Source organism: Paenibacillus sp. J22P218 (assembly GCF_056269195.1).
The window spans coordinates 266,591-292,376 of sequence record NZ_JBWDNL010000001.1 but is presented as its reverse complement, the minus strand read 5'-3'; the positions used below and the strand labels follow the sequence as shown (position 1 = coordinate 292,376).

Below are 25,786 nucleotides of genomic sequence, written 5' to 3'. Positions count from 1 at the left end.
TCTACGATATTCGCATAGAGCAATATTACGATAGAGAGGGCGATCATTGTGGGAACAAGCGCGAAGAAACATCATCAGTATGCGGCAACGCCGCCGCTCGGCTGGAATAGCTGGGACTGCTACGGGGCTGCCGTTAGAGAAGAAGAAATTAGAGGCAATGCGGAATATATGGCCGAGCATCTGAAGCCATTCGGCTGGGAGTATGTCGTCGTCGACATTCAATGGTACGAGCCCGGTGCGGTGTCTTCGCATTACCGCCAGTTCGTTCCGCTGGAAATGGACGAATATTCGCGGCTTATGCCTTCGGTTGAACGGTTCCCGTCTGCCGCCGGCGGACTAGGCTTCAAGCCGTTGGCTGATTACGTGCATAGCTTAGGCCTGAAGTTCGGCATCCATATCATGCGGGGCATTCCGCGCCAAGCGGCACATGCCGATACACCGGTGCTGGGTACGACGGCAACGGCTCGCCAGATCGCGCATCCGAACTCGATCTGCCCGTGGAATACCGATATGTACGGCGTTGATGCATCGAGAGACGGCGCTGCGGCGTACTACAATTCATTGTTCGACCTGTACGCTTCTTGGGGCGTTGATTTCGTCAAAGTCGATGACATCGCCGCATCGCGGCTATACGGCATTCATTTGCCAGAGATCGAGCTGATCCGCTCGGCGATCGAGCAGTGCGGACGGCCGATGGTGCTTAGCCTCTCGCCAGGACCCGCGCCGCTAGAGCATGCGGAGGAGCTTGCCGCAAATGCTAATATGTGGCGGATGACCGACGATTACTGGGACATCTGGCATTTACTCTACAATATGTTCGAGCGCTGCGAGAAGTGGGCTCCGCATGTAGCGGAAGGACGCTGGCCGGACTGCGACATGCTTCCGCTCGGGCATCTCGGCATCCGCTCGGTTGACGGCGGCGGAAGCGACCGCTGGACGAGATTCACGCGCGACGAGCAGGTCACGATGATGTCGCTTTGGTCGATTTTCCGTTCGCCGCTTATGTTCGGCGGCGAGCTTCGCGATAATGACGACTGGACACTGTCGCTCATTACGAACGAAGAAGTGCTGGAGCTGCATCGCAACAGCCGCGGAGCGAGGCAAGTATTGCGCGACGGTGATCGTATCGTATGGGCCTCGCAAGGCGAGAACGATACAACCTATGTCGCTTTGTTCAACGCAGGCGAAGCGTCGGACAATGTATCGGTCAGCTTGGAGCAGCTTGGTCTTTCTGCCCCCGTGCAGGGACGTGATCTGTGGAAGCGCGAGGACCTTGGAACGCTGGATCAGCTATCCTTCCAGTTGCCGCCTCACAGTTCGCTGCTGCTTAAGCTGAATTAATCGTAACATGTGCCTGGCGTTACGGACTCCAGCGACGCTTAGCCGTCGACAAGCGACCCTATAGCGGAGTTGCGGACTGAGGAGTCAGTAAATAGTCGTTTTTCTGCGAAACTTGACGAACACATTGAGTATAGAAACAGAAAGCAGCCCGCCTTGAACTGCACCCCATTTGTTAAACACGACTAACAATGGAGGGGCAGATCATTGGAGGGCTGCTTTTTTGCTTTGTCTCCTATCGCGGTGCGCGAAGAGCGATGCCGGCTGCAAGCAAAGCGCTGCTAATGCTTTGCGCGAACGCGGCTGCATGCGGGCCGTCGCCGTGCAGGCAGATCGTGCCGGCCTCGATGGCGATTTCATCGCTGCTCGCCGTATAGGCCTTGCCTTCCGCGGCCATCGAAACGGCCTGTCTGACGGCCGCTTCCGTGCTGGCCAGCAGTGCGCCCGGCTGGCTGCGCGGCGTTAATGTACCGTCCGCCAAGTACGTGCGGTCGGCGAATACTTCGGAGACAGCGCCAAGTCCTTGGCGCCTAGCCTCGTCAAGAAGCAGGCTGCCGGAGCCTCCGAAGATGAGCAGCCGCTTGTCGATATCGGCTGCGGCTTTCACGACGGCTGCAGCAATCTCTTGATCGCGTCCGGCCATGTGGTAGAGCGCGCCGTGCGGCTTCACATGGCTTAGCCTTCCTCCAGCCGCTTGCACAAAGGATGACAATGCTCCAACCTGATAAACAACGTAATCGTAAGCTTCGCTAGCGGTTATGCTCATCTCGCGACGTCCGAAGCCAATCCGATCCGGCAAGCCCGGATGCGCGCCAAGCGCAACACCTGCCGCCAGCGACTTCTCGGTAGCAAGGCGCATCGTATGCGGATCGCCTGCATGGAAGCCGCAGGCGATGTTGACGCTTGTGACATACCGGAGCAGCTCGTCGTCCTGCCCGAACGAATACGCGCCGAACCCTTCTCCGAAATCGCAGTTGAGATCGACGGCTTTGACGGCTGCCGACCCAATCGTACTATCTAATCGATCGTTCATCGATGCATTCCTCTCCTGTTCCTATGGCAAGCGGCAGCGTATCGCAATTGCGAGCTGACGCAGCTCCAGCTCGCGGGCTATTGCCAGCCGCTGCGCCTCTTCAAGCGATACATGCCGGAAGCGAATCGCATCGCCGGGTTTGGCTTGCGCGAGCAGCGGCAGATCGACGCTGGCGACATGCGCAATCTTGGGGTAGCCGCCGGTCGTCTGGCAATCGGCGGCCAGCACGATCGGGGCGCCGCCGGAAGGCACCTGGACGGCGCCGGGCGTTACCCCATGCGAGCGGAGCTCCGCATGGGTAGAGCGTTCGAGAGGGCTGCCGTCCAAGCGGCAGCCCATACGGTCCGAGTCGGGAGCGACGCGGTAGCGCTCCCGATAAAGAGCTGTTCGGGCAGCTTCGCTGAACTGCCCGAATTCGCTGCCCGGCATCGCGCGAAGCTCGATGCCGTCCTCGTCGCTGCCGCCGTAGGCAAGCGGCTGCGCGAACCACGGCGCGGCCGCCCAGCAGCCTGGGCGGGCGGCCAGCGCCGCGACCCATGCGGCTGCCCACCGCGAAGCGGCAGCCGCCCCAGCTGCGCCGCACGGCACGACGTCGCCGGCGGCAAGCCGACGCCCGCCGAGGCCGCCGAGCGCGGCGCGCGCATACGTGCTGCGGCTGCCCAGCACCTCGGGCACGCCGATGCCTCCGGCAATCGCGATATACGCGCGGCAGCCGCTCAACGCACTGCCGAAGCGGAGCACGGCGCCGCTTCGCACGAACACCGGCCGCCACATCGGCAGCTCTTCGCCGTCGATTGTCGGCGCCATATACGCGCCGCATACGGCGATCAGCATATCGTCCTGCGCCACCAGCTCCGGCCCGATAAGCGTCAGCTCAAGCGCCGCCGCATTCGCCTCATTGCCAACGAGCATATTGGCAAGCCGCAGCGAATAGCTGTCTATCGCGCCGCCTGCCGGCAAGCCGATTGATCGATATCCTGCCCTGCCTAAATCTTGTATCGTCGTATGTAAGCCTGCTTTACTGATACGAAAACCTGCACCGTCATCGGATGCACTAGTCTCAATATTGTGCATTCGTCCATCTCTGGCATCATCGCTCCACGCTGCGTCCGTTACCGGCACGAATCGAACCGTATCTCCCGCCCGCAGCAAGGAAGGCTCGCTGCGCTGCTCATCGAATAGCTTCACGGGCGTGCGTCCGATCAACTGCCAGCCTCCCGGCGACGCAAGCGGATAAACGCCCGTCTGCCCGCCTCCTATGCCAACCGAACCCGCCTCTACACGTAACCGCGGGACAGCTTTGCGCGGCTGAGCGAGCGACTTTGGCAATCCGATCAAGTACGGAAAACCCGGCATGAAGCCAATCATCGCCACTTTATATTCGGCCTCGGCATGCCTCCTGGACATCTCATCCTTCGTCATTCCCGCATGTGCAGCCGCCTCGGCCAGATCCGGACCAAATTCGCCGCCGTAGCAGACCGGGATCTCAACTATCCTTGTGTTCATTGTTGAAACGCGCCATTCCCGGCTTATAATCTCCCGTAACCTCTGCTCGGCAAGCTGATACGGCAAAAGGTCCGTCAACCTGTCGTTCCATCCGGCAGCATCCGTCGCCTTTTCTTCCCGCCAGAGCAAATCCGGATCGTATATCACCGTTACGCTCGTATAAGCAGGAACGATATCCAGCATCCATCGTTCTCGGCTCGCACCCAACTGATCGGCAAGCGCCGCGAACTCTGTCCAATCCGCTTCGACTCCAAGCTCACTAGCTTCCAGGACAATCGCGCTGTCCCCTAGCGGATAGAAACGCAACCGTTCATCGTCCGGCTTGACTTGCAGTCCAGCGAACTCCTTTTCAACCATGCCGCTCATCCTCCCGCCTGCCGCTCTTATACGGATACATCGATTTTGACATACCTTTTCGCCGTATAGCAACTGTTATTCCTCGTATTCGCAAGCGGCTCTGCTTAGCCGTTTTGGTTAAACGCTTCCAAGTATGGTACACTCGAATGGAGTATTTTTCCTCATACTATAACGTTAAGTGTTAGCTGCACTAACACTGAAGGAGGTCGTCTGCCCATGGCAAGCCAAACGGGAGCCATCGTACAGCAATCTTTGAATGTTTTAACGGGAGATCATTCATTTCTGCCAAATTTGCAGGAGAAGGAACGTGAGCAAGCTTTCAAGTCGCTGGCTGCAATCCTATCCACTCCGAATAAAGTTCATAAGGCTTTTTTGAGAATTACGGTCGAAGACGGCAGCGTCGTCCGCATTCCGGCTTACCGCATCCAGCATAACGACACACTCGGCCCTTACAAAGGCGGCATCCGCTTCCATGAATCGGTGAACGAGGACGAGGTAACGAATCTCGCTGCACTGATGACGCTTAAGAACGCGCTTCACGAAGTTCCGTTCGGAGGCGGCAAAGGCGGCGTGGTCATTAACCCGCGCAAGTATTCCGTCAAAGAGCTGTATCTTATTTGCAAAAAATATGTCCAATACTTCAGCGATGTACTCGGACCGGACAAAGACATTCCGGCACCCGATATGGGAACGGGCGAGCGCGAAATGGACTGGATGATGGCCGAATACAAGAGCATCCATCCCGGTCAGCCCTATCTCGGTAGCTTTACAGGCAAAAGCATCGTAAGCGGAGGTTCGCTTGGTCGCAGGGAAGCGACAGGCAAAGGGGTTTACTTCACATTCCGCTACTTGCTGCACGACTTCCTGAATGAGCAGAGCGATTGGCTCGCGGGAAGCTCGAACCCTTACGCTCAGACGGCGCTTGCCCATACGAACAGACCGTTGTCGATTGCGGTGCAGGGCTTCGGCAATGTCGGCTCGGTCGCCGCGCTTGAAGCTTACAAATGTCCGTACCTCCACAACAAGGTCGTGGCCGTCAGCGACCGCAACGTCACCTTGTTCAATGCGGAAGGCTTATCCATTCCGGTACTAATCGAATACGCTGCGAATAACCAAGGCGATCTTCCTTCTACGCCAGAGAGCTTGAAGGAGCTTGGCATTCGTGCCGACATTCTCGAGCGAGAGGCTGTCCTCTACCTGGACGTTGACGTCCTAATGCTCGCTGCGTTGGAAGAACAGATCCGCGCCGACAATGTGTCCAAAGTGAAAGCCCGTATCGTCGTGGAAGGCGCCAATGCTCCTGTTACCGGCGAGGCCGACGACGTATTGAATGCGAACGGGACGATCGTCATTCCCGACATACTTGCCAACGCAGGCGGCGTTATCGTGTCTTATTTCGAATGGCTCCAAGGCCGCGAGACGCAATTCTACACAGAAGAAGAAGTCTACAAGCTTCTCTATGCCAAAATGCAAAAAACATTAACCGGCATACTGCCCGCTTATTTCGGAGAGCCCACGCCGCTTCGTCAAAGCTGTTACAATCATGCCGTAACGAAGCTGTCCACCTCTCTGTATCGCCAAGGCAAGCTATACTAATTGAAGATAATAAGAAGGGCTATTCCACGGCAGCCAAGTCGCCGCTTTGGAATAGCCCTTTTCTATATCAGATTTTACTCCTGCACGTAGCGATTAATGACCTCTACAAGCAGATCGTTCAGCAGCTTCACCTCATATTCGCCGACTGCAGGCTCCAAGTGATCGCCGCCAATGCCGCTATCATCCGTCAGGAACAAGTAAGTCCCTCCTGACGCGACAGCCATGAATCGCAGCAAATATTCCGTATCGACGTCTATTCCGCTTGAGGCGACGGGAATAACGCGGATGCCCTGCTTAGCCGCGTCTTGTATCAACTGCTGCACTTCATCTATGATTTGCGGATCGCTGTGCGGGGGAGCATCCAAGACGAGGAACAACAGCTTCGCCCTTGCTTCCTTGCTCCATTCATGATCATGAATCGCATCCCGCAGCGCCTGATCGACCGCCTCCGGGAAGTCACCGCCTCCGCGTGCATTTTCCTTCGTGATCCATCCGGTCACCGTATCCACATTCGTGACGAACGGATGCGGCTTCACGATATAATCATCATGCTTATCCCGGTAAAAGTTGGCGCTCAGACGGATATCCAGCTGGTTCGCATGCTCCTCGGACACTCTTCGAATGACGTCCTTCAGCTCAGCGCCCAAGTAGTTAAGCTCATCCTCCATCGAACCCGTCGTATCGACGACGAACATCACATCGACCTGATCGGACAAAGAAGCACCGCTTTCGCTGCCTAGATCAACCTTGACGACGCCTTGCTTCGTAATATCTATATGTTCTAAACGCTTGTTCTGTTGCCCGGCTCTCGCCTCGATGACGTATTCGCTCTGACGTCTGTTCTCTTGCCCTTCGAACAAGCCGGCGAATACATAAGCTCTTCCTTCTGTGTTCGTCCGGGCTTCCCAAAGCGATTGCCCGCCTTGCATCACCTTTACCTCCGCGTCGGCAACTGCCTTGCCGTTCGCAGTCACCACAACCTCAACACGGTGGAACGCAACGAAGGACCACGCGCGCAAGCTGCTGTCGCCCTCTTGGCTATTTAGCAGATTGCCGAACCGCTCCCATGCGGCGAGATCATCCCATTCTCCCGCGGTCAACTGTCCAGCCTGAACTTCCTTGTCTTGCGAGCCATAACCGCGCTTGTCTTTGTTGTCTTTGCGATTACTAGTATCAGGCTTCGAGGACATATCCTCTTCAGAACTCGGCGCTGACGCATCATGATCTCCTCCGTTCGCGGACTCCCTTGCTTCAGTCGTACTTTCGCTGCTGCTTCGATTACCTGTGCCTTCGTCATTTGAGCTGCTCGATGAGCAGCCGCCGAGCAGCCAGACGAGCATCGCTATGCCAACCAGCATCGCAGCCGTTTTACCAATAGACCTTCTGAACGAATGAGCATTATTCATTCCTTCAACCCCTTTTTATCTATTTGGTTATCAAACGGCCTTCAGCTTACAAATGTTGCATATTTCCGCTGATCGATTTACAATCGGTAACAGACATGAGGCGAGTCCGCGATCGACTGCATCAGCTTCATATTCAAGGAGGACTTCCCTAATGGAAACATTCGAGCTCATCGCAATAGAAATCGCCTATCAGCAGCAAATCAGACATTTATCATTCACTTCAGCAGGTCTCGTTCTCGTCAGCGATTACGGCGACCGGCTATGGTATATCGATGTCGTAGGCATCGGCGAAACAGATTTGCTTGCCTGGTTCGGACAATCGGAGGACATCGGCGTTGAAGTAACGGCTGTCGCTGTTAACGGGACGACCTTCCGCGGCAAAGGTTATTTGCATCCGAACGAGCCGCATCAAGCAGCGGCAATCCGCGGTGACGGCGAACTATTCTCGCAATAATCAATCGCAGACAGACTACGGCCTCTGGCACCTGGTAGCTTTAACGATTAGCAATTTCGCTCGTTGCAGTATGTGCAACAGAATACATTGAAATGAACATTCATAAAGCGACTCGTTGTAGAAAATGCAACAGAAAATGTTCGGGAATGGGCGCTTACATGACGACCACTAACCAATCCATTGTAAAAAGTGCAACGAGGACTGGGAATAGCCGTCTCCATTCCTCCATCTGTTGCAGAAAGTGCAATCACAAGGTGAGTAGGCTAACCACGCCCAGCACTTAACAAATCAAAGAAAAAAACCGTCCAACCAGCGTCAATTCACTGGTCGAACGGTTTTTTCTTATTCTAGAGCTTATTTGCCGTGAGCGATTTCCGGAGTCGTCAGACGGTCGTAGAAATCGACGCCTTTGTCTCTGTCATCCGAGTCACGAAGCGCCATTGCCGAGCGTGGGTGCTCGTCAAGAATGCCTGTGATCATGTAAGGGATAATGTAGCCCCACTCTTCCTTCTCGCGGAGAGAAATCATGTATTTCTCGATCATATCGAGAACTGGGCGAATGTTGTATTTCGTGTTTTGCAATTCAGCAACAAGCAATTCCGTATTGCAGTTGCCCGCTGCGCGGCCCATGCCGTATACGGAGGAGTCAAGCAGCTCAACGCCCTTCTCGGCAGCAAGCAATGTGTTCGCGTAAGCAAGCTGAAGGTTGTTGTGCGCATGAACGCCCAGACGTTTGTTCGGCAAGTGCTGTTGGAACTTCTGTACGAGGTAAGTCATATCGTTAGGCTTCAGGCTGCCGTACGAGTCCACGATGTACACAACATCTACAACGCTCTCGTCGATCAGCTTGAACGCTTCAATAAGCTGGTTCTCCATTACGTTGGAGAGTGCCATAATGTTAAGCGTCGTTTCGTATCCGCGGTCGTGGAATACTTTCACAAGCTCAAGCGCTTTGTCTACGTCTTGGATGTAGCAAGCGACGCGGATAAGATCAAGCAGACTCTCGCTGCGCGGAAGGATATCATTCTCGTCTACACGACCGATATCAACCAATGCGGACAACTTCGTATTTCCTTTGTTCGGAATGACTTTTTTCAAGAAATCGTCGTCCAGGAAACGCCAAGGTCCAGCGCTTTCAGCGCCTTTAAGCAGCTTTGGCGAGTTTTTGTAGCCGATTTCCATATAATCGACGCCAGCTTCATTCAAGCTTTGGTACAAATATTGAACGAATTCTACGCTGAAATCCCAGTTATTCACGAGTCCGCCGTCGCGGATCGTGCAATCGACAATTTTGCAGTGGCTTGTTTTCGAATGCATGCGTTGTTGCTCCTTTGATTGTGAACATGAGTTCTTTTTTTCTTATCATCATACTTGAAATAAAGAGCGAACGCAAAATAAATTTGTCGATTTATGGTTGATTTAATCGGCTTTCCGCCTCTACCTTCAAGCCTTCATGAAATTGCATAACAGCCGGCGTTTTCGTTTTCTCCCTGCAATCTTTCTGTACACGCGATTATCCTCAGAGGCAAGGATGTATTTCGAGGCCAACTTTTTGTCACACCCATGCACAGACAGTTGAGGACAGGAATAACAGCACTTTCAATCCTAGAACCCCACAAAGTTCGCCAGAAGGAGCAACCTATTGTCGAATATTGTCGTCTTTAGGTGGAATACATCATTAAGGAGAGAATACCATGTCACAGCACAGCAAGAAATTCACCCGGATAGCAGCATTTTTGATCGCCTTTTCAATCGTAGCAACGGGCTGCGGCAACACGAGCAACAACGAAGCAGCTGACAATGCATCCTCGGGCAACTCGCAGACGGAGACCCCTAGCGCTACTAACGATCCAGCAGCAACGACTACTCCCGAATTAGAAGCATCCGTCACCGAGGCTCCTGCACCCGACAAGCCTGCTGCGGAGAAAGAGACGGAAACAGCTGCAACCGCCAAACCGACAGCGAAACCCACGGCAAAACCCACGGCAAAACCAACCGCCAAACCGACAGCGAAACCGACGGCAAAGCCGACGAATAAACCGGCCGCAACAGTGAAGCCCGCTGCAACGCCGAAGCCGTCAGAAAAGCCTGCAGCCGTTAAGGTCGCTGACATTGTCGCTAAAATTAAAGAAGATGTTGAGCTTCCTATGCTATTTGCAATGGAAGGCGATTATCTCAAAGATATATACGGATTCGATCCGAGTAACCTGTTATCGGATGGCATCTTCATGGGGGGCATGAGAAATAGTTCGGCGGAGCTTGCCGTTGTTCAACTTAAGTCCGATAAAGATTACGATGAAGTCGAGAAAGTGTTGACAAAGCGCGCGGAAAACATAAAAAAAACGTTCGAATCCTACTTACAGGATCAATATGAGCTGGCCGAAAACTATCAAATTATTCGAAACGGCAACTACGTTCTTTTATCGATTTCCGACGATCAGAATGGTGTAGCCAAAGCTTTCAACAGTTTCTTCAAATAGATAAGGAGTGGTACAAAATGAAAAAACGATCTAAAGCAGCCGCAATCATGATTGCGATATCATTATTAGTCGTTGGATGCAGCACGAACGGGAACAATGCCGACGCTCCCTCAACGAATGAAGGCACCTCAACCGAAGCTCCGGCTAGCCATGCTCCTTCGGCTACGATCGAGCCGACTGTAACTCCGGAGCCGAGCGACGACACAGGCATGCCCGAGCCGAGCTTAGCTCCAAGCAATGAGCCGCCAGATGTGCCAAGCGAAAAACCTACGGCAAAACCGACCACCAAACCGACAGCTAAGCCTACGGCGAAACCAACGACGAAGCCTACGGCAAAACCGACCGCCAAACCGGCAGCTAAGCCTACGGCAAAGCCAACAACAAAGCCAACAGCTAAACCGACGGAAAAGCCTGCCGCGCAGGTGAAGGTATCCGATATTTCAGATAAAATCATTAACGAAATCGATTTGGGCTCGCTAGCCGAAGCGGAAGGTGATCTCATTAAGGATGTTTACGGCATCGACGCCGATACAATGATTAGCGAGGGTTCGTTCAGATATGCCATGATCAACATTAACGTCAGCGAGGTCGCTGTCGTCAAGTTGAAGTCGGACAAGCAATACGATGCGGTTAAGAAAGGGTTCGAGCAGCGCGCGGAAACAGTCAAAAAATCGTTTGAAAACTATCTTCCGAACCAATACGAGCTGGCCAACAACTATCAAATCGTTCGAAATGGCGATTATGTCCTATTCTCCATAACGTCGGATCAGAAAAAGGCCGCTGAACTATTCAACGACTTTTTCAAATAAAGTCCATAAGCGATCATATGTTTCTACACAAAATCAATTAAGGCGGAGCAATGTAGCTCCGCCTTTTCTTCATTTTCCGCAATGTTGGACATAAGAGACTGTCGATTCTTTAATGGCTGAGGTTACGTTAGCCTGTATTTCATACAGTCTAATCGACCCAAAACACCACAAAATTACTTTTGAGTGGAAATTATACAGCCAAAACCTGCGATTTTAACCTCAGTAACCTTTTTCCGCCCATTTGACTGTACAAAATCCAAACAAACTCTGAAATTTTCTCATTCCCAACCTTTTGATTGGATAATATCCACCCAAAAGGCTAGTGCACCTCTAAGAGGGCCCAATGAATCGAAAGTCACCATATTCCAATTAAGGGTTTGCAGTTGCTATCGCGCAATCGTCTCCGACTCAGACCCCGACACCGACTCTTTGCTGAAATGGCCCGAACGATTGACCTTCGTCTGTAGGTATTTCTCGTTATAAACGGATGGATTGCCCCATAGCGGTACTCGGCGTGCAATGTTCATGCCAGCTTTGCGTAGCGCCTCTACCTTGCGCGGGTTGTTCGTAATGATCGCCACGCTCGTTGGGCGAAGCAGCTTCAGAACGGCAATCGCCTCGCTGTAATCGCGCGAATCGTCGGCGAAACCAAGCTCCGTATTCGCATCGACGGTATCTAGGCCGTCCTCCTGGAGCAAATAGGCGATCGCTTTGCTGAACAATCCGATTCCGCGGCCTTCGTGGTTAGCCAAATAAAATAATGCGCCTGTGCCATGCTCCGTAATCATCCGCATCGATTGCTTCAATTGGAAGCCGCAGTCGCAGCGCTCGCTGCCGAATATATCGCCCGTGTGGCAAATGCTGTGCATACGTATAATTGCGTCACTCTCATGCTCGAAGTCGCCGTACACAAGAACGCTGGATTGCTGCATCTCTGCATAAGAGAATCTATTCAAATCCTCGACAAGCTGCGATGCAGTCTTTGGTTCGCCTGCTTCCTTGCGAAGCCACGAGTACCATTGGAACATCTTCGTCTCCCCGTCCAAATTGACAGGCAGATTTATCGGGCCGACGACGTAAATATCGTTGGCGCCATTCTCGATCCTTCTTATTTTGTCCTTAATACGGTCTGCAATATGGGATTGAATCATTAGGCGTTTCACCTTCTCTGTAAGATTATAGGATTAGTATGAATTAAAATTGCATCGAAAGATAGCTCAAAGTTCCAAATTCATAATTTCGATATACAATTGTTGGCGCAGCTTCGGGATCGCCGCCTCCAATCGCAATATATAGCGGTACGAAATGCTCGGCGCGCGGGACGGCCATTCGTGCGTGCGGAGCAAGACTGTCGTACTTAAACAACGAATCCGTATCATGCTCGTTCATTTTCTCGATCAGCCAATCGTCAAACTCGACTGCCCAGCTCTCAGGCTCCTTCTGTCCCCATTTGACCGCTCTTAGATTATGAACGGTTACCCCGCTTCCAATCAACAAAATATTTTGTGAACTCAAGCTCCGGAGTGCTTCGCCGATCCGGTATTGCTCCTCTGCTGAGCGATATGGATTGACCGATACCTGTACGACAGGTATATCGGCTAGCGGGAACATATGCTTTAGCATCGTCCATGAGCCATGGTCAAGTCCGCGTGTTTCATCGTATGCGACCGGGATGCCTTTATCGCTAAGCAACTTGCCCACTAATGCCGCAACTTTGGTTGATCCCTTGGCCGGGTACTTCACTTGGTACAGCTCATCGGGAAAACCGTAGAAGTCATAGATCGTTTCGTATGCGTCATCCTTGGAAGAGATCGTTACAGCTTCGGCCTCCCAATGTGCGGTAAAAATGACGATGGCGTCAGGCTTCATACTGGCGCCTATATGTTGTAGAAAACGGCTATATTCATTTTGCTCGACGGCCAGCATAGGTGAGCCGTGCGCTAAAAATAATGGCTTCATAACGAAGCGCCTCCTTAAATTTCATTCCGCTAATTTACTTACTATTCGTAACTAATTATAGTTTCACAACTAATGATAGTCAAGTAATTAACGGTCAATAAGTGTGCTTGTATAAAAATGATATAAGGGTTATACTGTGGAAGAAGACAAAAGAGGTGATACGAATGGAACAACAGACTCTTTGTCCCCGCTTCGAGAAGGGGATGGATATGTTCAGCAGGCGTTGGACCGGCCTGATCATTTATCAACTATTAGAGGGAACACAACGTTTCTGTACGATACAGAGCGCCTTGCCGATCAGCGGCAGACTATTGTCTGAACGCTTGAAGGAGCTAGAGGCAGAAGGCATTGTCGTTCGTCACGTTTATCCAGACATCCCTGTTCGCATAGAATATTCATTAACCGATAAAGGCAAGGCACTCGAGCCGGTCATTCGCGAAATTCAGAAATGGTCGTCGGATTGGCTGCAGCCATAACATTATGGAATAAAAAGACATCCCCCGGTGAGCCATAGCCCGCCAGAAGGATGTCTATTTTGTTTGCCTTGCTACGATCAGCACATCCATATGACGACCAAGCCGCAGCAGTTTGCGAACCGTATTTCCCTTCAGCCAGTTTCCTACCATCGAACGAGCCGGCTGACCGATAACGAGCTGTGTTGCTTTCGCTTGGCTAGCCGCGGTAAGCAGCGTCTCGGCTATATGCTTCTTGCTGGCCGTCAACGACGTCTCAAACTTACCTCCGAGTCGCTCGACCAGCTTCATCACCGAATCTCGTTTGGCGGCGTCGCCGGACGACCATTCGCTTCCGTCATGCACGTAATGAACGCGCCATTCCGCCTTAAGCCGATACGCCGTACGGAATCCTCGTCTGACCAGTTGCTCCGCTCCCGACCGAATATCGACGGCGACGAAAATAATCTCCCGCCTGCGGAGCTCGCCGCGCAGCGTCTGGCGCCGGTCCCACGATTCCAGTCTCTCGTCGACATCGTCGGCGACTTCACGCAGCGCTAGCTCCCTAAGGGCGATCAGATTGCCAGTCGAGAAAAAAGCCCCTAACGCTTGCTCTACCTTTGCCATAGCGTAAATTTTCCCTTCCCGCATACGGCTCTGCAGCATTTGCGGCGTCACGTCGATCAGTTCTATCTGATCCGCGAGCCTGAGGATGGCATCAGGCACTGTCTCCCTGACCCTTACGCCGGTAAGCTGCTCCACAGCGTCGTTTAAGCTTTCAATATGCTGGATGTTCATCGTCGAGATGACGGAGATGCCATGCTCGAGCAGCTGTACGACGTCCTCATAACGCTTCTTGAGCGCGCTTCCCGGCACATTCGTATGCGCCAGCTCATCGACAAGCACGACCTCCGGATTTCTACGTATGATGGCGTCAACATCCATCTCCTCTAAACTCGTGCCTTTATAAGGGATAACCTGTCGTTCGATAATCGGCAGCAAACCGATCTTACCCAGCGTATCGGCGCGGCCGTGCGTCTCCACGAGACCGATTACGACGTCGACTCCCTTAGCGCGCAGCAAGTTTGCTTCGGCTAGCATCGTATACGTCTTGCCTACGCCTGGCGCCGCTCCGATATATACTTTCAGTTCCCCCCTGCGATACGATGCGATCTGCCGCTCCTTCTCTTCCATGCTGAATCTGCGAAACAGCTCCCGCTTCGAATCCCCCCGTTGCCGAACGGGCATAATTCTCTCCCCTTCATGCTCGGCAAGATCCGCCATGAGCAGCAGGTCGACCTTCTCCAATCGGCGCAGAACGCCGTCGGCAAGCGAGCCCTGCAGCAGCTGCTGCCAGCGGCTTTTCTTGGAGTGACCCATCACGATACGCGTCGCTTGACGATCTGCCGCATACTGCGCTAACGCGGCAGGCAGCTTGCGCCTGCGAGGCTGCGGCAGCTCCTCGAAGCTTCCGTCCGCCTTCTCTGTCATCTTGATGATTGAACGTTTAATGGCCTGCTCCTCTTTGGACAACGTCTTTCCGGGAGGAACGTAGGCAGCAACAATAAGCTCGCCGTTCAATCTTCTCGCAATTTGCCGCCCCCGCCGCACATACAACGAGCCGTTCACGACGTATTGGGCCGTAACGAGGATCGTCTCCGAGGCCCCGGAGGGACCGCTGAGTCCCTTTTCACCGCGATGTTTCTCCAGCATATCGTTAACACCTTCAGCCACGAGGCGCAGTGACAGCTCCCGCAGTATCGCCAGATTGCCTCGCTGCGCCATAGCCGGATGAGCGGCATCACCGAGCAGCCCCGCTTCGAGCCGTCCGAGCATCGTTTCAGGCGAAACGTCGATGAGTCTAACCTCGTCTGCCAGTTCGAGCGTATCTGCGGGTACGGTATGCGTTGCTTGGATATCCATCCATTTCAGCACCGTTTCGTCGATTCCGTCGAGCTCGTACACATTGATGGTCGTAATGACGCTTATGCCTCTATCCAATAAAAACTTAACCTCTCCGAGCCGATCGTAGAATCGCGAGCCTGGCCGGTTTATATGGGCAAGCCCGTCTACGAGGACAACCTCGGGATTGCGCTCTACCAGCGCATCAAGATCAACGCCCCCCTGCAACAGGCTAGCCACGCACTCGAGTCCATCCGCAAGCTCTGCCGTTTCCGGTCGGAGCGGTGTCGATAACAAGCCAATGACGACGTCAATACCGTCCTTTTTCAACTGCAAGCCTTCCTGCAACAAATGATACGTCTTTCCCGATCCGCTTACGGCGCCGATCAATATTTTAAGCCGGCCGCGATGCAGCTTGGAGATGGTCAGCAACAGCTCCTCGGGCGTTTTTCTTTGATACGGCATAGTTGCCACTCACCTCCAGGGTGATCCTACTTGCCCACAAGTTCAGAGAGCGCCAAATTAAGCTTAAGCACGTTGACACGTTCTTCGCCAAATACGCCCAAATCCCTGCCTTCCGTATGATCGGCTATAAGCTTCTCTAGCTCGGACACCGACACTCCTGACAGCTTGCTGATTCTCGGAATTTGAACCGTCGCCGATTGCGGCGTAATATGCGGGTCGAGCCCCGAGCCCGAATTCGTGATCAGCGCGATTGGAAGCTGCTCGATCGGTACATCTGGATTATTCGCTATCCAGGCGTCAATCGAAGCTTGCGTCCGTTCAATCAATGCAGGATTGGAAGGCGCATAGTTGTTCGAGCCTGAGCCGGCTGCGTTATAATCGATACTCGACACTCGCCCTTGGAAGTAGCTCGGATCAGCGAAGCTCTGTCCGATCAGCTCCGATCCCACCACTTGGCCGCTGCTATTCTTAATTAAACTCCCATCCGCTTGTGCGGGGAAGAGCAGCTGCGCTGCTCCCGTGCTTGCGAGCGGATATAAAATACCGCATAGGATCATGAACACGACGCTGCTGCGCAATGCTACTGTTATGATTGTCAAACCGCTTTTCGAGTTTTGTTTCTCCTCTGTCGCCATTAGGCAAGCCTTCTTTCATCTATATTCGATATAAGGTTAAACCCACAAATGCACGATCAGGTCGATCAGCTTAATCCCTACGAACGGAACGATAACGCCTCCGAGTCCATAGACCAACACGTTGCGGCTCAGCAATCTCGAGGCGCTCATTGCTTTATAGGCAACGCCTTTCATGGCGAGCGGTATCAGCAGCGGTATAATAATCGCATTGAAAATCAACGCCGACAGTATAGCAGACATCGGGGAGCCGAGATTCATAATATTAAGCACGCTCATCTGAGGGATAGCGAGCATGAACATAGCGGGAATGATTGCGAAATACTTAGCAATGTCATTCGCGATGCTGAATGTCGTAAGCGCCCCTCTCGTCATTAGAAGCTGCTTGCCAATTGCGACTACTTCAATGATTTTGGATGGATCGGAATCCAGATCGACCATATTGGCCGCTTCCTTGGCCGCAGTCGTACCGCTGTTCATCGCTAGGCCGACGTCGGCTTGCGCCAGAGCTGGCGCGTCATTCGTTCCGTCGCCCGTCATCGCGACCATCTTGCCCTCCGCCTGCTCACGGCGTATGACCGCAATCTTGTCTTCCGGCTTGCTCTCGGCAATGAAGTCGTCAACGCCGGCTTCTCTAGCGATCGTTGCTGCCGTAAGCGGATTGTCGCCCGTACACATAATGGTTTTGATCCCCATCTCGCGCAGCTGATCGAACCGTTCCTTCATCCCCGGCTTGACGGTATCCTTCAAATAGATGACGCCGAACAATTGCTTGTCAACGGCTACCGCAAGCGGTGTACCGCCAAGCGTCGCAATCGTATTCGCGATTTGGTCCGTGTCGGACGGTATCTGTCCGCCCTGCTCGATTACCCATTTCTTGACCGAATCGACGGCCCCTTTGCGAACTCGCCTACCGTCCGGCAAGTCCATCCCGCTCATGCGCGTTTCCGCTTTGAAAGGCACGAATTCTCCGCCCTCAGCAATGGAAGCATCGTAGCTAAGTCCTTGCTTCTTCATCCATTCCAGCACGGATCTGCCTTCCGGCGTCTCGTCCTTGATGGAGCTGATCGCAGCCCACTCCGCTAAAGCCTGCTGATTGACGCCGCCTGCCGCAATAAGCTCGCTTGCCATCCGATTGCCGAACGTAATCGTTCCCGTCTTATCCAAAATCATTGTATTGATGTCTCCTGCGGCCTCGACCGCTTTACCCGACATGGCAAGCACGTTGTATTGCGTAACGCGGTCCATGCCGGCAATGCCGATCGCCGACAACAAACCGCCGATCGTCGTTGGAATCAAACATACTAACAAAGCAATCAGCACCGGAATTTCCAAGTCGACGCCTACGTATTCCGCAATTGGCTTCAACGTGACAACGACGATTAAAAATATGATCGTCAAGCTCGTCAGCAGCGTATTCAGCGCGATCTCATTCGGCGTTTTTTGCCGCTTGGCACCCTCCACGAGCGCGATCATCCGATCGATGAACGATTGTCCCGGATCGCTTGTAATTCGGACCTTAATCGAGTCGCTGACGACCTTCGTGCCGCCGGTTACCGAGCTGAAGTCTCCGCCCGCCTCTTTAATAACGGGCGCCGATTCACCCGTGATAGCTGATTCGTCTACCGATGCCAGACCTTCGATGACTTCGCCGTCTCCGGGAATCATCTCGCCTTGAGAGACGACGACGATATCGCCTTTGCGCAGCTCCGGCGAAGATACAACCGTAATCGTACTGCCAACCAGCTTATTGGCGGTCATGTCCTGCTTCGACCGTTTGAGCGAATCGGCCTGCGCTTTGCCTCTGCCCTCTGCGATTGCCTCCGCAAAGTTCGCGAACAGCAGCGTAACGAACAGAATGACGAACACGGTCAGATTAAAGCCAACGTTTTGCTTGGCATCGAAATATCCGGGGAATAGGGCCATCAATAGGACGATAACCGTACCGACCTCTACAACGAACATGACCGGATTTTTCATCATAACAATGGGATTCAATTTTATGAAGCTGTCCATTACCGCACGTTTGACCGCGCCTGAGGATAGCAATTTATTGGTTTCGTTTCTACTCATCTTCGTTCACCTCATCCGTTAGCGGAGTGTCAAATGTTCGGCTATCGGTCCGAGAACGATAACCGGCAAAAATGTTAAAGCGCCAATCAGCAACACCGTACCGATCAACAGTCCAAGGAACAGCTTATTATCCGTGCGAAACGTGCCGATGGTCTCCGGAACCGGCTGCTTGCGTGCAAGCGATCCCGCTACGGCGAGCATCGCGATCATCGAGATGTAGCGTCCGAAGAGCATGACAAGTCCGGTGCTAATATTCCAGAAAGGCGTATTATCGCCAAGTCCTTCGAAGCCGGAGCCATTATTGGCAGCCGAGGACGTATACTCGTAGAGCACCTGGCTTATGCCGTGGAAGCCCGGGTTGGTAACGGCTGCGTAACCAAGATCGGTCATGAACGCGAGAGCGGTCGGTACAAGGATAATGAACGGATGCGCGAGAATCGCGATGGCGATCAGCTTCATTTCGCGAGGCTCGATCTTCCGCCCGAGAAACTCCGGCGTCCGTCCAACCATAAGCCCGCATATAAACACGGCCAAGATCGCGTACATAAGCATATTAATTAGCCCTACGCCCTTGCCCCCGAATACGACGTTAAGCATCATTTCGGCCAGCGGCACCAGTCCGCCAAGCGGCGTAAGCGTATCGTGCATATTGTTGACCGTTCCTGTCGTCGCAGCCGCCGTCACCGTCGTGAAGAGAGCGGATTGCGCGATGCCGAATCGAACCTCTTTGCCCTCCATGCTCCCCTGCGAGGCGTCGATGCCAAGCGCGGCCATTGCCGGGTTGCCCATCTTCTCGGCGCCATAAGCAACGCTAAGGAATACGAGGAACAAGGTCATCATGGCCGAAAAAATGATCCAGCCCTGCTTTTTATTTTTGGCGAATAAACCGAACGTGTAAGGCAGTGCTGCTGGAAGAACCCACATGCACAAAATTTCGATGACATTCGTTAACGGATTCGGATTCTCGAACGGATGAGCCGAGTTGACGCCGAAGAAGCCGCCGCCGTTCGTACCGAGATGCTTGATCGATTCCAGCGAAGCGACCGGTCCAATGGCAATTTGTTGCACCGCGCCCTCGAACGTCTTGATCGCGATCGTCGGATCGAGTGTCTGCGGTACTTGCAGCGCAACGAGAACGAGCGTAACGATAAAGGCCAACGGAAGAAAAATTCTCGTATGGGCTTTAACAAAATCTTCGAAAAAGTTGCCGATCGTTTTTCCTTTGCTCGTAATGCCCCTTACGAACGCGATTGCGACTGAAAACCCAGTTGCAGCGGATGTGAACATCATCATCATGATGACCGCCATTTGCGAGAAATAAGACAAAGCGCTCTCGCCGCTGTAATGCTGCAGGTTCGTATTGGTCATGAAACTGATAATCGTATTAAACGTAAGCGTAGGCTCCATGCTCGCCATGCCGTTTGGATTAAGCGGCAGCGCATGCTGCAGCCGTAGAATCAGATAGCTGAAAGCTACCAAAATGATGTTCGTGGCGATGAAACAGAGCGCATACGTTTTCCAGCTCATGCCCGCTCGATTCTTAAGTCCAATCAACCTGTAAATGAACCGTTCCGATCCTCCATATACGTTATCGAGCCGGTTGGACTCGTTCGAGAATACGTGATACACATACGTTCCGAGCGGCTTCACAAGCAGCAGAAGAACGGCAATGACAATTAATAGCTGCAAAATATCCATCGTTGTTCCTCCTGGTTAAAATTTTTCCGGGTGAATTAAAGCATATAAGAGGTAACCGAATACGAGCACCGCAAGCGCTGCTACGATAATCATTCGCCATCGCCCCCCGTTTGCTTGACAGCTCTGTCGCACCAAGCAAGAAAACCATAAAACAATCCGAAGCAAACGATTAAAGTACCAATCATGTACAGATCCATCAAGGCAGTTCCCTCCTGCTATAGACATTTACAAAAAGTTATTTTTTCAATAGAAACCCAATTTCGCCGGTTTGCGAATGTACGATGTGATCTGCGCCAAGCCCTTTATATATGACTCTTGGATTCCAATGCGTCGTAATGACGTAGATCGATCCAGACGTCCAATCCCTGCAGCATTGTATGAACCTGCAGCTAAGAGCTAAGCTGCTCTCAAAGATGAAGACATCGCCAATGACCTTTTCCGGTATCATCCAACTATTCCTGTCATTAGTATTCACGTATAAAACGTTATTAAGTCCATGCTTACGAAGTTGTCTTTCCTCTAGCTTGCTGTTCGTCAGGACGATGAACGGCAGTCCGCGAAATACCAATGTTTTTATGAATGCTTTGCCAGCTTCATTAAGCCCGGCAACGATAATATGCTCCTCGCCCAACGGCAATCTCCTCCGAATTTCTGAAAAAAGGCAACAAAAAAGAAGCCTGCGGGAAAAGAGGACCTTTCCCCGCGGGCTTCTTCGGAGGCATGGCTAAGGAAGCCATGCCGAATCGGCACTGCGATGGTTGCCTCTCTCGATTACGCTTACGAGGTTAGCTGTCGGATTCGGGCGTGAGAGTCGCCCTACGCAAGGTGGTTACGCCTTGCGATTCACCCCATGAGCACCTATGCGGCCGACTCCATCGCGGCGCATCGCTCTTTGGTTCCCCCGTTCCCGCAGACTGCTGCGGAACTCAGCGATAAAATAGCAATTAAAACGAATCGTTGTATCATTCCTCTCTCCAAACCACGCTTACGAGGTTAGCTGTCGGATTCGGGCGGTGAGAGTCGCCCTACTTCGAAGCGGCATCCATGGTGCTGCCTCTTCGAAGATTCACCCCTGCCGTGCCGCCTTTCCGACTCTCACATCGTACAGACGCACCGCTTCACATTTGGTTCCCCCGCTTTCCGCTTGCCTCGCGGAAACTCAGCGATCAGTCCATCGCAACTTCAATTGCGAATCCTGTATCGAATCTTACTCCCAGCCAAATTTTATGTAAAGCAGGCCCAGCGACCATATTGGATAATATAGGAGCTTATAGAGTGATCGTTAACGTTTTCAAAAAGTAATATCTCGATATTACTCACTTTTTCGCCAATTATCTCTCGTTTTCTGAAATTACATATATGTCTGAATTTCGTATCCAACACGCGCAAGCATGCTTTTTTTCAAATCATAAATAACAGAAGTAAAAACGAGTATTCCATCGAAAAAGCCTCTTTTCATGGATAAAATGAACGTCGCTCCTCTAATTTGCTCTTAGAGCGTCTTGTGCAACAAAATGAACCTTTTACAAATGCTTCGAATCGGTTTAGGATAGACGTCGAGCCGAAAAAGGCATATCATTATCGCTGAATTTGTCCATAGGATAAAGCGGGGGAACCAACAAGAGCAATCGTTCGATTGTTCGAATGGGGTGAATCCGAGGCATTGCCTCGGTAGGGCAGCTCTCTAGTCCGAATCCGTCAGCTAACCTCGTAAGCGAATAGAGGAGAGAATTTCATATGTTCATACAAGCACAAATCGACGAGCCATTACCTTCTTGCACCAACGACTGCCCGGCGCTAAGCATTCGAAGAATCGAGATGTTCGTCATTCCTGATTACGATGGTTATCGCACAGGTTATCGCGTCTGTCTCCATTTAGCAACGACTAACGGATTAGGCTGGGGTGAGTTGTTCGTGAATGAAGCAGATAAACCGGCAGACTGGGTCAGATGGGGCAGCATGCTGCATCGTTATATAGGTGAGATACATGCTAAGGAAATCCCCGTTGACAATCGCATTCACGGTTTGTTCAACGACGCGCTTCTTCACGTTCGGAACGACAAGAGTACGAGAAATCCCGCCATGAGTGGAGATTTACTGAAGTGCTCCGTTTCCTATATCTCACTGTTTTAAGAGTAAGTTGTCAGAATATTTAGCGAAAATCATTTACAAACGGCGCGGATAGATTTATAATATACGGCATACTAACGCTGAATTTTTCGTTTGAAAAAGCGGGGGAACCAACGCGAGCCACTACTTGGATCAATCGATCCGCTCGCAAGGGGTGAATCCAAGGATTTGTAACCTTGGTAGGGCGTCTCTCTGTCCGAATCCGACAGCTAACCTCGTAAGCGAAATAAGGAGAGGTTTATTTATGTTGACGAAATCCGATTGTCATCTTTCTTTTCTGTCCGATCAAGATCTTAGTGACAGTCTCACCATCACACGCATCGAGTTGTTCGTTATTCCTGCCCTCGCCGTCGACTCTTCCGGTTATCGCGTATGTCTTCGAATGTTAAGCAACAAAGGGGTCGGCTGGGGTGAATTTTTTGCGCCTGAGTCCGACAGCCAAATCGATCTGAAGCAATGGAGCGAGCCGCTGCGTCAATTCGTCGGAGCTTTCACGGATTCTGCCTCGTTGTATGACTCTCTACTGCCGGCACATGTGGATGGAAGACTCAATGAATTGTTCTGCACCGCGATCGACGATCTTCTCGCTCATACCGACAACCCTACCTTCATCGAAGGCAATACCGAAGAGACAGTACTTAAGAACCGTTCCGTCGCCTATGTGTCCATCCATTAGCGTATTAGAATGAAGCAAGCCCGCTCCTACAGCGCGAAGGAGCGGGCTTGCTTACGTTATTGGCGAGCTTATGATCCGGTCGAACGATAATGTCGGACACCGATATGCCATACCGCTAGACAAGGTACCAAGAACAATACACCAGCAAGCGGCAGCAGCATATAGAACAAGTCATTGCCGTTCTGCTTTCCAAGAATATAGAGCAACGGCAAATAATTGACGCATCCGAACGGGATAATATACGTAAACAGAACTTTAACCCATCTTTCGTAAATATTCAGCGGGTATTGCGCCATCTCCCGCCCTCCGTCCGTCAAAATGTTTGCGATCTCAAGTCCCTGAATCGTCCAAAAGCACATCGTTGCCATCAAGATATAGATGCCTGCGAAGATACATACGCCGCAAACGATCATCAATATAAGTGTCATTACCTTCGCCGCGTTCCATTCAACCGGCAGCTTGTACAGTGCCCAGCCAAGCACAATCGCGCTTTGCAACATCCGCCCGACTCTCGTGAACTCGAATTGCGACCCAAGCACCTGGAGTACCGTGCTGCGCGGACGAACAAGCAGACGGTCGAACTCGCCTCTTCTCACGAGACCCGAGAATGCATCGAAGCCCCGCGCGAAACATTCGCTTAGCGAGAACGCCATATGAATAATGCCGAAACACAACGCAACCTCGAAGAAGGTCCAGCCTTGCAGTTCCCCAAAGCGCTCGAACATAAAATACAAACCTGCGAACACCGTTACCGGTACAAAAAACTGTCCGAAGCTTAGCAGCCAGAAGGAAGCGCGATATTGCAGCTGCGACTTGAACAAAATCGATAAGTATTTGAAATAGAGTTGCATAGCGATTAGCCCCCCTGAATGACTATTTGCCGTAGTGCCTTCCTCATTGCGGCCCAACCAATTCCTATGAGCACCCCAAGCCAGCCTACCTGGATGATGAGCCCCCATAACGCTTCCGTCTGTGCAATATGGCCTGAGTATACACGGAAGGGGAAGTCAACCGTCCAGCGGAACGGCAATACGTAAGTAAACCGTTGCAGCCAATCCGGCATAAGCGGTACGGGAATAATCATCCCGGCTAGGAATTCGCCGGCAATCGAGATCATTAGAATCGAACCTGTCGGTGACAGTGTCCAAAATACGGAAATGTAAATCATCATTGATATCGCAACAATGACGAATAAGCCCAGCAGCAATGAAGCAACAAAGAAGAAAAACGTTGGCCAGTCCGGGGGTGTTGTCATGCGATACGGTTCCGGCAAAAAAAACACGACAAGAACAATCGGCAAGCAGCGCAGCGCTGCGTTTGCCGCGCGCTGCGCGAGCAGCTTGGCGAACCATAGCTGATATATGCCGATTGGCCTGCACAATTCATAGGCAATATTGCCGGTTGTAATGAGATCGAACATTTCATTGTCGCGAGCCCAGAGCATGATGAACGAAAGAAAAATTTGCTGCAGCCAGACGTAAGTAACAATTTCCTTCAACGATATAGGCGGCTGCGCCGTACTATGACTATAGAAAGCGATGTAGATCATAATGAATACGAATCCAAAAAACAACTGCGTTATTGTACCCGCAATTGCAGATGCGCGATATTGCAGCCCATTAATGAATCTCAGCTTCCATACCGAGACATAGGCCCTCATATTTGATGCTCCTTATAGAGCTGAACGATCATCTCATCCAAGGATTCTTTTTCCTGCACGCCGAACCGGCTGCGCAGCTGATCCAAGCTTCCGTCGTATAACAAAGTACCCTTGCCAATCATAAGAATCCGGTCGGCCAGCGCTTCTATATCGGCCATGTCATGCGTGGTCAGAATGACCGTAACGCCTTGCTCCTTGTTGATTGTCTTAACAAACTGCCTAACAGCCAGCTTGCTCACGGCATCAAGTCCGATCGTCGGTTCGTCGAGGAACAATACGCTTGGGCTATGCAGCAGCGAAGCCGCTATCTCGCAGCGCATTCTTTGGCCCAGGCTGAGCTGCCTCACAGGCGTACGAATGAATTCTGCAAGGTCCAGCGTTTCCGTCAGCATTCGTAGATTGTCTTCATACCGCTTAGGCGGTATCTTGTAAATATCCTTGAGCAGCTCATAAGAATCAATCACCGGCACATCCCACCATAGCTGGGAGCGCTGGCCGAAGACGACACCGATATTTTTCACATAAGCAGTACGATCCGTCCATGGTGTATAGCCCATAATGGAGCAGCTTCCTTCATCCGGCACGAGTATGCCGCTCATTACTTTAATCGTCGTCGACTTCCCCGCTCCGTTCGGGCCGATGTATCCGACAATCTCCCCCTTGCCAATCGAGAAAGAAATATCTTTAAGCGCCTCGACAACCGTATGCTCCCGTACGAACAACGCTTTCGCCGCTTGCCTCAATCCAGCCGAACGTTTTGCTACCTTGAACGACTTCCCAATTCCTTTTAGTTCAATCATATTGTCCTGCATTTCAAGTAAACCTCCTCGCTAATTGTGTATGTGTATCCCTCTTCCAATCAAGTCCGATGACACTTCGCAAACGCCGCTCAAGCGTAAACGGCTAACGCCGTCCTCAGGTGGTGCAAGCAATCGTTTCGCGGTGAAATATAAGCCTGATTATTAGTGTGAAACTTATAAACTCTTATATTTAAAAAAATATATCCAAATTAGTCAAAAAAGTATAGACTTATAATTTTGCGCCAGCTATACTATTATTATAGAGATCGAGGACGGACCCCCTAGCTTAAAATTTGTCTAAAATAGGTTTACGGCATATAAATGGCCGAGCGAGTAGCTTATTACTACCGCTCGGCCTTT

Annotated in this window: 23 protein-coding genes and 4 riboswitches; of the genes, 8 read left to right on the top strand and 15 right to left on the bottom strand. The window is 51.9% G+C overall.

Annotation, left to right across the window (positions count from 1 at the left end; all coding sequences use genetic code 11):
- Positions 1-48 precede the first annotated feature (48 nt).
- Positions 49-1,341, top strand: a complete 1,293-nt coding sequence (locus tag AC0YN0_RS01360) for a glycoside hydrolase family 27 protein (protein ID WP_475819679.1) — start codon at positions 49-51, stop codon at positions 1,339-1,341.
- Positions 1,342-1,573: 232 nt separating this feature from the next.
- Here AC0YN0_RS01360 and AC0YN0_RS01355 read toward each other — a convergent pair whose 3' ends face one another.
- A complete protein-coding gene (locus AC0YN0_RS01355; protein ID WP_475819678.1) occupies positions 1,574-2,371 on the bottom strand; it encodes a LamB/YcsF family protein in 798 nt (265 codons plus the stop codon).
- 21 nt (positions 2,372-2,392) lie between these two features.
- Positions 2,393-4,234, bottom strand: coding sequence for a 5-oxoprolinase subunit PxpB (gene pxpB, locus AC0YN0_RS01350; protein WP_475819677.1), 1,842 nt, complete (start codon positions 4,232-4,234; stop codon positions 2,393-2,395).
- Positions 4,235-4,450: 216 nt separating this feature from the next.
- Here pxpB and AC0YN0_RS01345 point away from each other — a divergent pair, with 216 nt between their 5' ends.
- Positions 4,451-5,830 carry a Glu/Leu/Phe/Val family dehydrogenase gene (locus AC0YN0_RS01345; RefSeq protein ID WP_475819676.1) on the top strand — a complete coding sequence of 460 codons (1,380 nt, stop codon included), beginning with the start codon at positions 4,451-4,453 and terminating at the stop codon, positions 5,828-5,830.
- A gap of 74 nt (positions 5,831-5,904) precedes the next feature.
- Here AC0YN0_RS01345 and AC0YN0_RS01340 read toward each other — a convergent pair whose 3' ends face one another.
- Positions 5,905-7,236 (bottom strand): VWA domain-containing protein, encoded by a 1,332-nt coding sequence (locus tag AC0YN0_RS01340; protein ID WP_475819675.1) that lies wholly within the window; start codon positions 7,234-7,236, stop codon positions 5,905-5,907.
- A gap of 151 nt (positions 7,237-7,387) precedes the next feature.
- Here AC0YN0_RS01340 and AC0YN0_RS01335 point away from each other — a divergent pair, with 151 nt between their 5' ends.
- Positions 7,388-7,690, top strand: coding sequence for a hypothetical protein (locus AC0YN0_RS01335; protein ID WP_475819674.1), 303 nt, complete (start codon positions 7,388-7,390; stop codon positions 7,688-7,690).
- A 354-nt stretch (positions 7,691-8,044) separates the two neighbouring features.
- Here AC0YN0_RS01335 and AC0YN0_RS01330 read toward each other — a convergent pair whose 3' ends face one another.
- Positions 8,045-9,007, bottom strand: a complete 963-nt coding sequence (locus tag AC0YN0_RS01330) for an aldolase catalytic domain-containing protein (RefSeq protein WP_442047931.1) — start codon at positions 9,005-9,007, stop codon at positions 8,045-8,047.
- A 377-nt stretch (positions 9,008-9,384) separates the two neighbouring features.
- Here AC0YN0_RS01330 and AC0YN0_RS01325 point away from each other — a divergent pair, with 377 nt between their 5' ends.
- Positions 9,385-10,170, top strand: coding sequence for a DUF4358 domain-containing protein (locus tag AC0YN0_RS01325; RefSeq protein ID WP_475819673.1), 786 nt, complete (start codon positions 9,385-9,387; stop codon positions 10,168-10,170).
- Positions 10,171-10,187: 17 nt separating this feature from the next.
- Positions 10,188-10,979 carry a DUF4358 domain-containing protein gene (locus AC0YN0_RS01320; RefSeq protein ID WP_475819672.1) on the top strand — a complete coding sequence of 264 codons (792 nt, stop codon included), beginning with the start codon at positions 10,188-10,190 and terminating at the stop codon, positions 10,977-10,979.
- 386 nt (positions 10,980-11,365) lie between these two features.
- Here the strand turns inward: AC0YN0_RS01320 and AC0YN0_RS01315 are convergent, their stop codons facing one another.
- On the bottom strand, positions 11,366-12,130 hold the full coding sequence (locus AC0YN0_RS01315) for a GTP cyclohydrolase II (protein WP_475819671.1): 765 nt from the start codon (positions 12,128-12,130) through the stop codon (positions 11,366-11,368).
- Positions 12,131-12,173: 43 nt separating this feature from the next.
- Complete coding sequence (locus AC0YN0_RS01310) at positions 12,174-12,938, bottom strand: dioxygenase family protein (RefSeq protein ID WP_475819670.1); 765 nt, start codon at positions 12,936-12,938, stop codon at positions 12,174-12,176.
- Between the two features lie 164 nt (positions 12,939-13,102).
- On the opposite strand from AC0YN0_RS01310, the gene AC0YN0_RS01305 reads away from it, so the two are divergent.
- Positions 13,103-13,414: a winged helix-turn-helix transcriptional regulator gene (locus tag AC0YN0_RS01305; RefSeq protein ID WP_337099703.1), complete on the top strand. Its 312-nt coding sequence runs from the start codon at positions 13,103-13,105 to the stop codon at positions 13,412-13,414.
- Between the two features lie 54 nt (positions 13,415-13,468).
- Here the strand turns inward: AC0YN0_RS01305 and AC0YN0_RS01300 are convergent, their stop codons facing one another.
- From AC0YN0_RS01300 to AC0YN0_RS01275, 6 genes are all read right to left on the bottom strand, one after another.
- Positions 13,469-15,757: a universal stress protein gene (locus AC0YN0_RS01300; protein ID WP_475819669.1), complete on the bottom strand. Its 2,289-nt coding sequence runs from the start codon at positions 15,755-15,757 to the stop codon at positions 13,469-13,471.
- 26 nt (positions 15,758-15,783) lie between these two features.
- On the bottom strand, positions 15,784-16,392 hold the full coding sequence (gene kdpC / locus AC0YN0_RS01295; protein WP_475819668.1) for a potassium-transporting ATPase subunit KdpC: 609 nt from the start codon (positions 16,390-16,392) through the stop codon (positions 15,784-15,786).
- 36 nt (positions 16,393-16,428) lie between these two features.
- Entirely contained in the window at positions 16,429-18,462 is a 2,034-nt protein-coding gene (kdpB, locus tag AC0YN0_RS01290; RefSeq protein WP_475819667.1) for a potassium-transporting ATPase subunit KdpB, read from the bottom strand.
- Positions 18,463-18,480: 18 nt separating this feature from the next.
- Positions 18,481-20,160 (bottom strand): potassium-transporting ATPase subunit KdpA, encoded by a 1,680-nt coding sequence (kdpA, locus tag AC0YN0_RS01285; protein ID WP_475819666.1) that lies wholly within the window; start codon positions 20,158-20,160, stop codon positions 18,481-18,483.
- 15 nt (positions 20,161-20,175) lie between these two features.
- A complete protein-coding gene (gene kdpF, locus AC0YN0_RS01280; protein ID WP_442048104.1) occupies positions 20,176-20,253 on the bottom strand; it encodes a K(+)-transporting ATPase subunit F in 78 nt (25 codons plus the stop codon).
- A gap of 142 nt (positions 20,254-20,395) precedes the next feature.
- The gene (locus AC0YN0_RS01275; RefSeq protein ID WP_475819665.1) at positions 20,396-20,791 is read right to left on the bottom strand and encodes a hypothetical protein; all 396 of its coding nucleotides are present in this window, start codon (positions 20,789-20,791) and stop codon (positions 20,396-20,398) included.
- Between the two features lie 128 nt (positions 20,792-20,919).
- Positions 20,920-21,102, bottom strand: a riboswitch (cyclic di-AMP (ydaO/yuaA leader).
- 25 nt (positions 21,103-21,127) lie between these two features.
- Positions 21,128-21,335: riboswitch (cyclic di-AMP (ydaO/yuaA leader) on the bottom strand.
- 397 nt (positions 21,336-21,732) lie between these two features.
- Positions 21,733-21,892, top strand: a riboswitch (cyclic di-AMP (ydaO/yuaA leader).
- Between the two features lie 5 nt (positions 21,893-21,897).
- On the opposite strand from AC0YN0_RS01275, the gene AC0YN0_RS01270 reads away from it, so the two are divergent.
- Together AC0YN0_RS01270 and AC0YN0_RS01265 are read left to right on the top strand one after the other, a co-directional pair.
- Positions 21,898-22,293: a hypothetical protein gene (locus AC0YN0_RS01270; protein ID WP_475819664.1), complete on the top strand. Its 396-nt coding sequence runs from the start codon at positions 21,898-21,900 to the stop codon at positions 22,291-22,293.
- 65 nt (positions 22,294-22,358) lie between these two features.
- A riboswitch (cyclic di-AMP (ydaO/yuaA leader) is annotated at positions 22,359-22,529 on the top strand.
- A 5-nt stretch (positions 22,530-22,534) separates the two neighbouring features.
- On the top strand, positions 22,535-22,966 hold the full coding sequence (locus AC0YN0_RS01265) for a hypothetical protein (RefSeq protein ID WP_475819663.1): 432 nt from the start codon (positions 22,535-22,537) through the stop codon (positions 22,964-22,966).
- A 68-nt stretch (positions 22,967-23,034) separates the two neighbouring features.
- Here the strand turns inward: AC0YN0_RS01265 and AC0YN0_RS01260 are convergent, their stop codons facing one another.
- From AC0YN0_RS01260 to AC0YN0_RS01250, 3 genes are read right to left on the bottom strand one after another with little or no spacing between them, the layout of a single operon-like run.
- Positions 23,035-23,817 (bottom strand): ABC transporter permease, encoded by a 783-nt coding sequence (locus AC0YN0_RS01260; protein WP_475819662.1) that lies wholly within the window; start codon positions 23,815-23,817, stop codon positions 23,035-23,037.
- A 5-nt stretch (positions 23,818-23,822) separates the two neighbouring features.
- Positions 23,823-24,626, bottom strand: coding sequence for an ABC transporter permease (locus AC0YN0_RS01255; protein ID WP_475819661.1), 804 nt, complete (start codon positions 24,624-24,626; stop codon positions 23,823-23,825).
- Complete coding sequence (locus AC0YN0_RS01250) at positions 24,623-25,438, bottom strand: ABC transporter ATP-binding protein (protein ID WP_475819660.1); 816 nt, start codon at positions 25,436-25,438, stop codon at positions 24,623-24,625. Before AC0YN0_RS01250 ends, AC0YN0_RS01255 begins: the two co-directional genes overlap by 4 nt.
- Positions 25,439-25,786: the final 348 nt, after the last annotated feature.